The sequence below is a fragment of the Gammaproteobacteria bacterium genome (assembly GCA_013696315.1).
Lineage (GTDB): Bacteria > Pseudomonadota > Gammaproteobacteria > JACCYU01 > JACCYU01 > JACCYU01.
The window spans coordinates 1-10,730 of sequence record JACCYU010000046.1 but is presented as its reverse complement, the minus strand read 5'-3'; the positions used below and the strand labels follow the sequence as shown (position 1 = coordinate 10,730).

The following is a 10,730-nucleotide window of genomic DNA, read 5'->3' as shown; positions in this document are numbered from 1 at the left end:
ACCCTACGAATACGTCAACAAAATCCGGACGCAAGAACCACAACGATTCAAACTCGATCCGTACCAGCACATTCCGGGACTAAACAGTTAGTTACGGTTAGAAACTACCGCACTCTTCGAGCTTTATCCACACTCTTTCACGAAAGGCGCGCATGTCGCGGACGTTGTTGAGCGGGATCGGGAGGGAATGATGGGGATCATGGCGTTCTAGATGGATGTGTTAGGGAACGTGAGAAATGAATTCCAGATGAGCGGGATTGGGGGTGGAGCAGTGGACGTTTGTGGACACGCCGGGAACGGATTCCCGGCCAGGGATGGGCTGGATGAAGCACGCGCGGTTTGTCGCTTGAAGCCGGGGATCGAGGCGGAACGCGTGGCTACAGCTACCCGAGCGGCCAGTCAGCGCGCCGTATGGCTGGTCGATAGCAGAGCGGGCGGAGGTCGTCATTCACCTGTGGCGGCCTTACGGTCGGGGAGCCATCCCCGGCTCATGGACGAAACGGGCGCAGGGACGCGCCACTTCTCGCAAATCTTCCCGCATGGGTAGGGTTTTTTAGCGGCGCTGAGCGCCGTTATTTTGCGCCCGCTGACCCGGGCCCAGTTTCAATGAGTCGCGGATCTCCTTCGGGATGACCACCTGAAATTTGGGCGAAATCGTCACGGTAGTCATGGCGTCTCCATCGATAGCGGGTTTGTGATACAAAAAGTTTATCGATGCGCCCCCCAACCGGCAAGCAATAAGAAGCTGGAAAAAGACCTGATCAACGCCGGTGTCACCCGCCGCGTCGCTAAGGGCGCCCACTTTCACCGGGCTTCCCGTATCATGGCGCGCTTTATGGATACGGCAGTCAGCGATAATCCCGGTACTAAGGCGGAGCTGACGGTGCGCGAGCTTGCCTGCACGCGTAACGACCGGCAATTGTTCAGTGGGGTGGAATTTTCGCTCCGCGCGGGCGAGGCGCTGCGCATCGAAGGGCCTAACGGCAGCGGCAAAACCAGTCTGCTGCGACTGTTGTGCGGGCTGGGCTTGCCCGATGCGGGCGAGATTCAATGGTGCGGTCGCAATGTGGACGACGATCGTGCTGCGTTTCTCGCCGACATCGGATACGTCGGTCATGCCAACGGCATCAAGCCGGAGCTGACCGCGCACGAGAACCTGCGCTTCGCGAGCGCGCTCGGCAGGTCGAAACCTATATCCAGTACGAACGATGTGCTGGCGGCCGTGGGCCTCAGGCACATGGCGGACACCCTGTGCCGCACCTTGTCCGCCGGGCAGCGGCGGCGCGTGGCGCTGGCGCGTCTGTTGATGCTGGAAGCGAGTCTGTGGCTGCTGGACGAGCCGCTGACCGCGCTGGACACGGACGCGGCGCGACAGATCGAGGCGATGCTGCGCGCGCACCTGGATACTGGCGGGCTTTTGATTGTCACCACGCACCGCGCCATCGATCTGGGCCCCCACCCGCTCAAACGGATTACGCTCGGCGTATGAACCAGCCGACCATGCGCACTGCCTACATGACGTTGCTGCGCCGTGACGTGATTCTTGCGTATCGCAATCGCGCGGAGTTCGCCAATCCGCTGCTGTTTTTCATGCTGGTCGTGACCTTGCTGCCGCTGGGCATCGGCCCCGACACGGCATTGCTGAGCCGCGTGGCGCCCGGTGTCTTGTGGGTCGTGGCGCTGCTGGCGTCCCTGCTGGCGCTGGAAGGCATGTTCCGGGCGGACTTCGAAGATGGCGCGCTGGAGCTGATGCTGATAAGCCCGCAGCCGGCGGCCGTGCTGGTGCTGGCGAAGGTCACCGCGCACTGGCTGGCGACGGGTCTGCCGCTGCTGATCATCGCGCCACCGCTGGCGATGATGCTTTATCTGCCGGTCGGTGCCCTGCCCGAACTGCTCGCGACCCTGGCGCTGGGCACGCCGGTACTGAGTCTTGTGGGTTCGATCGGGGTGGGGCTGACCATCGGCCTGCGGCGCGGTGGCATGCTGCTGGCGCTATTGGTACTGCCGCTGTACGTGCCGGTGCTGATCTTCGCCACCAGCGCGGTGGACGCGGCCGCGGCGGGTCTGCCGGTCAGCGGCCAGCTTGCTATCATGGGCGCGATATTCATAATTAGCATCTTGCTGGCGCCACTCGCCACCGCGGCGGCCCTAAGGATCGCGTTGAACTAAAAATGTTTTACATTCAATAATGTAAATCTGGGAATATGTGGATCTGGTTTCATAAGCTCGGCTCGCCGAAATACTTCTACGATCTATCCGGGCGCTGGTTGCCGTGGCTGGGCTGCGCAACCGCGGTGTGCATGCTGGTGGGGCTTTACTGGGGACTGGTGGTGGCGCCGACCGATTACCAGCAGGGCGAGAGTTACCGCATTATTTTCATCCATGTGCCTGCCGCGTGGATGTCGCTGTTCGTGTATATGATTATGGCCACGTCCGCGGCCATTGGCATGATCTGGAAACTGAAACTCTCCGACATCATCGCCGCCAACTGTGCGCCGCTGGGCGCCTCTTTCACGTTCTTAGCGCTGGTCACCGGCATGCTGTGGGGCAAGCCGATGTGGGGCGCGTACTGGGTATGGGACGCGCGATTGACGTCCGAACTGATCCTGCTGTTTCTGTATCTGGGCGTGATTGCGCTGCGCGGCGCGATCGAGGATCCGCGCACCGCGGCGCGCGCGAGCGGCATTCTGTCGCTGGTGGGCGTCGTCAACATTCCGATCATTCATTACTCGGTAACGTGGTGGAACACCTTGCACCAGGGCCCGACGATAAGCCGCTTCGCTGCGCCGGCGATGGACGCGAGCATGCTGTGGCCGCTCTTGATCATGGTCGCCGCGTTCATGCTGTATTTTGCCGTCGTGTTATTATTGCGGGCGCGTAGCGACGTGCTTGTGCGCGAGCGTCAAAGCGCCTGGGTACGAGCGCTGGCGCAGACGTGACGTGCTGGAATTCCTTCACATGGGCGGTTACGCCTTCTACGTTTGGAGCGCATACGCCGTGTTCGTGGTGGTGTTGACCGCCAATCTGATAAGTGCCCTGCGCCGCCGCCGTCAGCTGTTGCGTGAACTCTCGAAAACTGCTTCACAATTAACTATCAATGACGCCAAAACGTAAACGACGCTTGGGCCTGATCGTCGCGCTGGTAATCGGCGTGGGCACCGCTACCGGCTTGGCGCTGTACGCGTTCCAGCAGAATTTGCTGTATTTCTACAGCCCCAGCCAGGTATTCGCCGGCGAGGCCCCCCCCGGGCGCATGTTCCGCGTGGGCGGTCTGGTGGTGAACGGCAGTGTCAAACGTCAGAATGTTGGCATGACGGTGCGTTTCGAACTGACCGACACAGACAAGACCATTCCGCTGGTTTACACCGGGTTGCTACCTGATTTGTTCCGCGAGGGCCAGGGGATTGTGGCGCACGGAACGATAGATCGGAACGGCCTGTTTCGCGCCGAAGAGGTGCTCGCCAAGCACGACGAAAACTACATGCCGCCGGAAGTGGCGGCCTCGCTGAAAGCCGCCGGCGGCAAGCTTCCCGGCGAGGCTTCGCCCGGCTACGTGCCCCGCGATAATCTTGAGGAGGCGCCATGATTCCGGAAGTTGGTCAGTTCGCGCTTAGCATCGCGCTGTGCCTGGCGCTGGTGCAGAGCATCGTTCCGCTGGCGGGCGCGCAGTTCGGCAATGCCGAATGGATGGCGGCGGCGCGACCGGCGGCACAGGGGCAGTTTCTGTTCGTCGCGATCGCCTTTGCCTGCCTGACATACGCGTTCGTGACAAACGATTTCACCGTCGCGTACGTGGCGGGCAACTCCAATTCCGCGCTGCCGCTGCCGTATCGCGTCTCGGCAGTGTGGGGCGGGCACGAAGGTTCGTTGCTGCTGTGGGCGTTGGTACTGGCCGGCTGGACGTTTGCGGTGACGTTGTTCAGTCGCAGCCTGCCGCCCGAATTTCGCGCACGGGTAATCGCGGTAATGGGGTTGGTGAGCATCGGGTTTCTGCTGTTCATGCTGGCGACCTCGAACCCCTTCGAGCGGCTGTTCCCGGGGCCTGCCGACGGCCAGGACCTGAATCCGCTGCTGCAGGACCCGGGTCTGGTGATCCACCCGCCCATGCTGTACATGGGCTACGTGGGCATGTCGGTGGCGTTCGCGTTTGCGATAGCCGCACTGTTGGGCGGGCATCTGGATTCGGCGTGGGCGCGCTGGTCGCGGCCATGGGTCACCGTCGCCTGGGTGTTTTTGACCACCGGCATCATGCTCGGCAGCTGGTGGGCGTATCACGAACTGGGCTGGGGCGGCTGGTGGTTCTGGGACCCGGTGGAGAACGCCTCGTTCATGCCGTGGCTGGTCGGCACCGCGCTGATGCATTCGCTGGCGGTTACGGACAAGCGCGGCGCGTTCAAAAACTGGACCGTCATGCTGGCGATCCTGGCCTTCAGTTTAAGCCTGCTGGGTACCTTCCTGGTACGTTCCGGCGTGCTCGTGTCGGTGCATGCCTTCGCCACCGATCCCGCGCGCGGCATCTACATTCTCATGTTCCTGCTGGCGGTGGTCGGCGGTTCGCTTTTGCTTTATGCGTGGCGCGCGCCAAAGGTGCGCGGCGGCGGCGGTTTCGATACGGTGTCGCGCGAGACGGCGCTGTTGATCAACAATATTTTATTGGTCACGGCCGCGGCCACTATCCTCCTGGGCACACTTTATCCGCTGTTTCTGGACGCTATGGGCCTCGGCAAGATTTCGGTGGGCCCGCCATATTTCGCGGCGGTGTTCGTGCCGCTGATGCTGCCGCTGGTGTTTCTGATCGGCGTGGGGCCGCTGGCGCGCTGGCGCCAGTCTCGTATCGGTGAGCTCGCCCACCGTTTGCGCTACGTGTTGCTGGCGGGCATCGGCCTGGGTGTGCTGGTGCCGCTGATCGTGGCGGGCACCAACACGATTCTGGTGGCGGTCGGTATCGCGCTGGCGGGCTGGGCGGCGGTCTCGGCCGGTATGAATCTTTTTACGCATGTGCGCCGTCAGCGCGCCGGCAAGCCGTGGGCGCAGGCGCTGGCGTCGATTCCGCGCGCCATGTACGGCATGACCGTGGCGCATCTGGGTATGGGCGTATTCATCGTCGGCATAACCTTCGCCAGCGCGTTCGAAGTCGAGCGGCAACTGAGCATGGCGCCGGGTGAAAGTACGACCCTGAGTGGCTACGAATTCACATTTCAGGGCGTGAGCGAAGTTGCGGGTCCGAACTACGTGGCGGAGCGGGGCCTCGTCGAGGTGGCCCGCGACGGCGAGGTAGTCGCGATCCTGCATCCCGAGAAGCGTGTTTACCGCGTGCAGACCAATCCCATGACGGACGCGGCCATCGACTCGACATTCACCCGGGATCTGTACGTGGCGCTGGGCGAACCCACCACCGACGGCGGCGCCCGGGGCGTGCGGCTTTACTACAAGCCGTTCGTACAATGGTTGTGGCTGGGGCCGATGATGATGGCGTTCGGCGGTGTGCTGGCAGCCTCTGACCAGCGTTATCGCGTGAGCACGCAACGCGAGACCGTGCGCACCGAAGGTTTATCCGCGCAACCGCAGCCCGGTTGATGATCCGCTATCTGCTGCCCGCCGCGCTGTTCGTGGTGCTGGTGGTATTTTTAGGGTTTGGCCTCAATCGTGACCCCTCGATGGTGCCGTCGCCGCTGATCGACAAACCGGCGCCGGCGTTTACACTTCCTCTACTCAAGAAGCCGGAGCAGAGCTTTTCCAATCACGATCTGACCGGTGATGTCAGTCTGGTCAACGTGTGGGCGACCTGGTGCGTGGCCTGTTACGACGAGCATCCGGTGCTGGTCGAACTGGCGCGCACCGGCCAGGTGCCGATTTACGGTCTGAATCTCAAGGATCAGCGTCCAGCCGCCAGACGCTGGCTGCGCGAACTGGGCAACCCTTACTCCGCGATCGCGTTCGACAAGGACGGACGCGTGGCAATTGACTGGGGCGTGTACGGCGCGCCGGAGACGTTTGTGGTCGATAGCCAGGGCATCATCCGCTACAAACACATCGGGCCACTGACCGGCGATGTTCTGACCGATACGATTCTGCCGCTGGTCAGGCGGCTGCGCGAGGGCTGAGGTGCGCGGCGCGGCGCGATGGACGACCTCCGTGTGGTCGTGCATGGCCCTGCGGTTCATGCTGGGGTTGACGTTGTGGTTCGCCTCTTTGGCGCAGGCGGTCGCCATGGACGCTGCGATGACGGATCGTTACCACACCCTGATCGAGGAATTCCGCTGTCTCGTTTGTCAGAACGAATCGCTGGCAGAATCGGACGCGGATCTCGCGAAGGACCTGCGTACTGAAATTCAGGAGATGCTGAAAGACGGCGCCACGGATGCCGAGATCGTCGATTTTCTGGCCGCACGCTACGGCGACTTTGTGCTTTACCGTCCGCAGTTCAAACCTCTGACTTACGTGCTGTGGATCGGGCCTTTCGTGCTGGCCGCGGCCGGCCTGACGACACTGTTGTTTCGCATCCGTCGATACGCGGGCAGCGAAGACGGTGCGCCCCTGTCCGCACGGGAGCAACAGCGCTTGCGCGATGTGCTCGATGAGACTCCTAAGGAATAATAACGCGTGACTGGTTTCTGGATTGTCGCGGGTCTGCTCATTGTGGCGGCCTTAAGTTTCGTATTGCCCCCGTTACTGAATCGTCGCGGCGACGCCGCGGATGGGCCGACCCGGATCGAAATCAATCGCGCGCTGTACCGGCAGCGTCTGGCCGAACTCCAGCGCGATGTGGATAACGACCTGCTGACGCAGGCGCAATACGAGCGTGGGCGGCTGGATCTGGAGCGCGAACTGCTGGCGGAAGTTGCCGAGGATTCGGCCCCGCCCACGCGCACTTCGCGCGGCGGCGCTGGCCGGACGGCCGCGCTGGTCGGCATAGCGATGCCCGTACTCGCGGTATTCTTTTATCTTCAGTTCAGCACCGGTTTTGACGCGCTGGATGGGAGTTCCACCCTGCCTTCGGTGGGCGCGGATTCCGGCAAGCAGCCGTCGATCGAAGAGATCGCGGGCGTGATCGAGGCGCGGCTAAAACAAAACCCTGAAGATCGCACGGGCTGGATTATGCTCGCCAGAGTCCACACGCTCACGGGCCGATATGCCGCGGCGCACCGCGCCTTCGCGCGCGCGGACGCACTGAAGAAAATCAACGAGCCCGATCTGCTTGCGGCGTACGCGCAGACCCTGTCATTGGCCCAGGGCCAGCAGTTCGCGGGACGGCCGGCGGCCATGCTGGAACAGGCCCTGAAAATACAGCCGGAGAATCCGCAGGCGCTGTGGCTCGCGGGCTGGGCGGATTTCCAGGCCCGGGATTTCGCCCGCGCGGCCGAGCGGTGGCAGACGTTGTTTGAGAATGCGCCCGGCGAGCTCGTCGATCGCTTCGTTGATCTTCCGCAGCGAATCGCCGAGGCCAGGCGCCTTGCTGGTCTGCCGGCGAATACAGCCGATAAAGCAAAGGGCAGCAGTGCCGGTAAAACAGCGGGGGATACTGAACCCGCCGCGGCGCCACCAGCCAGCATTACTGTTTCGGTCAACCTTGCGCCGGGGCTTGGCGAACGCGCCGCGCCCGGAGATACGGTATTCGTTTACGCGCAGGCCATAGACGGGCCGCGCATGCCGCTGGCGCTCGCGCGCGGCACCGCGGCCGACCTCCCGCTGGAAGTCACCCTGGACGATTCCACGGCCATGGCGCCGATGTTCAAGTTGTCGGGCGAGGATGAAGTGAACGTGCTCGCGCGGATCTCGAAAAGCGGGGACGCCATGCCCCAAAGCGGCGACCTGCTGGGCGAACACGCGCAGGTGGGCACGCGCGAGAACGTCAGGGTATCGATCACCATCGATGAAATCATTCCCTGACCCAAAAGCGTCGCCATGATTTTCGCGTCGCTCATGCAGAGCGTATACTGTCACGCGTCGCGGTGAACCCGATTATCAGGCTCATATCGAAAGCGACGACTCGATGAGCGCCGGGACGGTGATGGCGCTGACTCGCATTTGCCGGTGGGCGGCGCGCCGGGCCGCGGTCTACCTAATCAGGTTTGACGCCTCGATCAAGGTTGAAATAAACCCCCACGCCAGCGGCAGCATCACGGCGAGCCAGGCGATAGCAATCAGCACCGGTGAGGTGCGGTGGTCGGAGTCGCCGGCCGGCTGTTGATTTTCTCGCATGATTTTTAGGTCTCCGCCTGGGTGGTCGTGCCACGCGCGTCGCCGCTCGCGGACTCGCGATAATGATGTCTGGCGTTAACCGGGCTCATCATCAAATTGCAGATCAGCCCGACCGCCAGCAGTCCGACCATGATGTACATGGTCAGGGTGTATGCGTCCGCGCTGGCCACGCCGGAATTGATCTGATATTCGCGGATGTAGTTGACCAGCACCGGCCCGGCGATGCCCGCGGCCGACCAGGCCGTGAGCAGCCGGCCGTGAATCGCGCCCACGTGCATGGTGCCGAAGACGTCGCGCAGGTAAGCGGGAATGGTAGCGAAGCCGCCGCCGTACATGCTCATGATAATGCAGCAGCTCAGCACGAACAGCGCCACGCTATTAACGGATGCGCTCCACGGTACGGCAGCGTAAAGACACATGCCCAGGGTGAAAAAAATGGTGTAGGTGATCTTGCGTCCCATGTAATCGGAAAGGGAAGCCCAGAAAAAACGCCCCAGCATGTTGAATATGGAGAGCAGGCCAACGAATCCGGCCGCCGCCGCGGCACCGATAGCGCCCTTGAACATTTCCTGGGACATGGGCGACGCTTGCTCCAGTATGCCAATACCCGCGGTGACATTCAGGAACAACACGCCCCATAAAAAATAGAATTGCGGCGTCCTGATCGCCTCGCTGACTTCCACGTCCGCCGTGGTAATCAGCTTTTGCGGTTTTTCCGGCGCGACGAAACCGGCCGGCTTCCAGCCCTCGGCAGGCACGCGCACGATGGCGGCGCCGATACACATCGAGACGAAATAGATTACGCCCAGGGTGAGAAAAGTCTGCGCGACACCCACCGATTCGGGCGAGCTATAGAACTCCATCAGCAACACGGACAGCGGAGAACCGATCATGGCGCCGCCGCCGAAACCCATGATCGCCATGCCGGTCGCCATGCCCGGACGATCGGGAAACCACTTGATCAAGGTGCTGACCGGCGAAATATAGCCGAGCCCCAAGCCGCAGCCGCCCAGCACGCCATAGCCCAGGTAAATCAGCCATAGCTGATGCGCCCAGACGCCTAGAGAGGAAACGACGAATCCGCCCCCAAAGCAGCAAGCGGACGTGAACATCGCCTTGCGCGGTCCCACCCGCTCTACCCAGCGCCCAAAAACGGCGGCGCTCAGACCCAGAAAAACAATGGCGATACTGAATATCCAGGCCAGCTGCGTAAAACCCCAGTCGCCAGGGGCGGATTTGTCAATGCCGAGGAGCGTGGTCATCGGCAGCTTGAATACACTAAAGGCGTACACCTCACCGATACAAAGATGCACGAACAATGCGGCCGGCGGCACCAGCCAGCGGCTGTAGCCTGGCCGGGCGACGGTATGTTCTCTATCCAGAAATGACATTGAGCCTCCTTGGGCGCGCAAGCGTTGAAGTCGCCGCGACTATAAGGCCCCGGCGTTATTGGGGTATTGCGTGCCTGCATTTTTGCACATTTTTTCTGACGAGCGGCAGTCCGATTGCGTTCGCGGTCAGTTAATTACGTGTTCGTCCAACGCGTCTCCCGCGCGCGGCGGCGATGGCGAATGTTCCCTCGCGCCACGCGCGCCACTACACCGGCGTTCAGGCCGCCGCCACGGGTGTTCGCTCAGCGCCCTTCGGCAGAAAGCGCCCGCGCCACACGGCGTAGATAGCGGGAAATACGATCAGCACCAGCACCAGGCCGGAGGCTACGCCGCCCAGCATGGGTGCTGCGATGCGTTTCATCACATCCGCGCCGGTGCCGTCGCTGTACATGATGGGCAGCAGGCCCATGAATAAGGCCAGCCCTGTCATCAGCTTGGGCCGCAGGCGCTGTGCCGCGCCTTCGAATATAGCCTCTTCAAGGTCGGCGCGGTTATTGAGCCGGCCTTGCGATTTATGGCGACGCCAGGCTATGTCCAGATACAACATCATCAGCAGGCCCAGCTCCACCGCGAGCCCCGCCACGGCGATCATGCCGACCGCGACGCTGAGTTTGTAGTCGAGCCAGACGAGAAGCCACGTGGCGCCCACCAGTGAAAACGGCAGCGCCAGCATCACGATCAATGTCTCGGTGAGCGATTTGCGGTGGACGTACAGCATAAAGAAGATCAGGAACAATGCCAGCGGCACCAGGATTTGAAGCCGTGCCCTGGCGCGCTCGTAGTATTCGAACTGCCCGGCCCAGGAGAGCCGATAACCGTTTGGCAGATTCACCTTGTCGGCGACCACCTGTTTTGCCCGCGCGACGTAATCCGGCACGCCGATCGAATCAGCGACGTCCACGCTCACGATACCCTGGAGCTGCGCGCCCTCGCTTCGGATCATGGGCGGGCCGGTGCGAAACTCGATATCGGCCACCTGCGAGATCGGAATATGGGCGCCATTGGCCGTAGTAATCAGCGCCCGCTCCAGCGCGGGGACGCTTTCGCAATAGTCGCGGGCGTAACGCACCAGAATGTTGTAGCGCTCGCGTCCCTCCACGGTCTCGGAAACAATCTGGCCGCCCATGGCGGCCACGA

The 10,730-nt window shown here is 62.3% G+C and carries 13 protein-coding genes; 9 read left to right on the top strand and 4 right to left on the bottom strand.

The window, feature by feature from the left end; translation table 11 throughout:
* Positions 1 to 553 precede the first annotated feature (553 nt).
* On the bottom strand, positions 554 to 670 hold the full coding sequence (locus H0V34_02990) for an AbrB/MazE/SpoVT family DNA-binding domain-containing protein (protein ID MBA2490702.1): 117 nt from the start codon (positions 668 to 670) through the stop codon (positions 554 to 556).
* 165 nt (positions 671 to 835) lie between these two features.
* Between H0V34_02990 and ccmA the strand changes: the two genes are divergently transcribed.
* From ccmA to ccmI, 9 genes are read left to right on the top strand one after another with little or no spacing between them, the layout of a single operon-like run.
* The gene (gene ccmA / locus H0V34_02985; GenBank protein ID MBA2490701.1) at positions 836 to 1,489 is read left to right on the top strand and encodes a cytochrome c biogenesis heme-transporting ATPase CcmA; all 654 of its coding nucleotides are present in this window, start codon (positions 836 to 838) and stop codon (positions 1,487 to 1,489) included.
* Entirely contained in the window at positions 1,486 to 2,169 is a 684-nt protein-coding gene (gene ccmB / locus H0V34_02980; protein ID MBA2490700.1) for a heme exporter protein CcmB, read from the top strand. Before ccmA ends, ccmB begins: the two co-directional genes overlap by 4 nt.
* Positions 2,170 to 2,204: 35 nt before the next feature.
* Positions 2,205 to 2,939, top strand: a complete 735-nt coding sequence (locus H0V34_02975) for a heme ABC transporter permease (protein MBA2490699.1) — start codon at positions 2,205 to 2,207, stop codon at positions 2,937 to 2,939.
* A gap of 19 nt (positions 2,940 to 2,958) precedes the next feature.
* On the top strand, positions 2,959 to 3,114 hold the full coding sequence (gene ccmD / locus H0V34_02970; protein ID MBA2490698.1) for a heme exporter protein CcmD: 156 nt from the start codon (positions 2,959 to 2,961) through the stop codon (positions 3,112 to 3,114).
* Positions 3,098 to 3,586 carry a cytochrome c maturation protein CcmE gene (gene ccmE, locus H0V34_02965; GenBank protein ID MBA2490697.1) on the top strand — a complete coding sequence of 163 codons (489 nt, stop codon included), beginning with the start codon at positions 3,098 to 3,100 and terminating at the stop codon, positions 3,584 to 3,586. The genes ccmD and ccmE overlap by 17 nt, the downstream gene beginning before the upstream one ends.
* Positions 3,583 to 5,577, top strand: coding sequence for a heme lyase CcmF/NrfE family subunit (locus H0V34_02960; protein ID MBA2490696.1), 1,995 nt, complete (start codon positions 3,583 to 3,585; stop codon positions 5,575 to 5,577). The genes ccmE and H0V34_02960 overlap by 4 nt, the downstream gene beginning before the upstream one ends.
* Complete coding sequence (locus tag H0V34_02955; protein ID MBA2490695.1) at positions 5,577 to 6,104, top strand: DsbE family thiol:disulfide interchange protein; 528 nt, start codon at positions 5,577 to 5,579, stop codon at positions 6,102 to 6,104. Before H0V34_02960 ends, H0V34_02955 begins: the two co-directional genes overlap by 1 nt.
* Positions 6,105 to 6,147: 43 nt before the next feature.
* Positions 6,148 to 6,597, top strand: coding sequence for a cytochrome c-type biogenesis protein CcmH (locus H0V34_02950; GenBank protein MBA2490694.1), 450 nt, complete (start codon positions 6,148 to 6,150; stop codon positions 6,595 to 6,597).
* A 6-nt stretch (positions 6,598 to 6,603) separates the two neighbouring features.
* A complete protein-coding gene (gene ccmI / locus H0V34_02945) occupies positions 6,604 to 7,890 on the top strand; it encodes a c-type cytochrome biogenesis protein CcmI (protein MBA2490693.1) in 1,287 nt (428 codons plus the stop codon).
* 168 nt (positions 7,891 to 8,058) lie between these two features.
* Here the strand turns inward: ccmI and H0V34_02940 are convergent, their stop codons facing one another.
* From H0V34_02940 to H0V34_02930, 3 genes are all read right to left on the bottom strand, one after another.
* Positions 8,059 to 8,202, bottom strand: coding sequence for a hypothetical protein (locus H0V34_02940; protein MBA2490692.1), 144 nt, complete (start codon positions 8,200 to 8,202; stop codon positions 8,059 to 8,061).
* Positions 8,203 to 8,207: 5 nt separating this feature from the next.
* Positions 8,208 to 9,593 (bottom strand): OFA family MFS transporter, encoded by a 1,386-nt coding sequence (locus H0V34_02935; protein MBA2490691.1) that lies wholly within the window; start codon positions 9,591 to 9,593, stop codon positions 8,208 to 8,210.
* Positions 9,594 to 9,810: 217 nt separating this feature from the next.
* Positions 9,811 to 10,730, bottom strand: a 920-nt coding sequence (locus tag H0V34_02930; protein MBA2490690.1) for an efflux RND transporter permease subunit, incomplete at its 5' end; no start/stop codon positions are given.

What these genes read in the sequence shown, in the direction of transcription:
- H0V34_02990 (MBA2490702.1), bottom strand. Translation starts at nt 670, where the DNA reads ATGACTACCGTGACGATTTCGCCCAAATTTCAGGTGGTCATCCCGAAG.
- ccmA (MBA2490701.1), top strand. Translation starts at nt 836, where the DNA reads ATGGATACGGCAGTCAGCGATAATCCCGGTACTAAGGCGGAGCTGACG.
- ccmB (MBA2490700.1), top strand. Translation starts at nt 1,486, where the DNA reads ATGAACCAGCCGACCATGCGCACTGCCTACATGACGTTGCTGCGCCGT.
- H0V34_02975 (MBA2490699.1), top strand. Translation starts at nt 2,205, where the DNA reads ATGTGGATCTGGTTTCATAAGCTCGGCTCGCCGAAATACTTCTACGAT.
- ccmD (MBA2490698.1), top strand. Translation starts at nt 2,959, where the DNA reads ATGGGCGGTTACGCCTTCTACGTTTGGAGCGCATACGCCGTGTTCGTG.
- ccmE (MBA2490697.1), top strand. Translation starts at nt 3,098, where the DNA reads ATGACGCCAAAACGTAAACGACGCTTGGGCCTGATCGTCGCGCTGGTA.
- H0V34_02960 (MBA2490696.1), top strand. Translation starts at nt 3,583, where the DNA reads ATGATTCCGGAAGTTGGTCAGTTCGCGCTTAGCATCGCGCTGTGCCTG.
- H0V34_02955 (MBA2490695.1), top strand. Translation starts at nt 5,577, where the DNA reads ATGATCCGCTATCTGCTGCCCGCCGCGCTGTTCGTGGTGCTGGTGGTA.
- H0V34_02950 (MBA2490694.1), top strand. Translation starts at nt 6,148, where the DNA reads ATGGCCCTGCGGTTCATGCTGGGGTTGACGTTGTGGTTCGCCTCTTTG.
- H0V34_02940 (MBA2490692.1), bottom strand. Translation starts at nt 8,202, where the DNA reads ATGCGAGAAAATCAACAGCCGGCCGGCGACTCCGACCACCGCACCTCA.
- H0V34_02935 (MBA2490691.1), bottom strand. Translation starts at nt 9,593, where the DNA reads ATGTCATTTCTGGATAGAGAACATACCGTCGCCCGGCCAGGCTACAGC.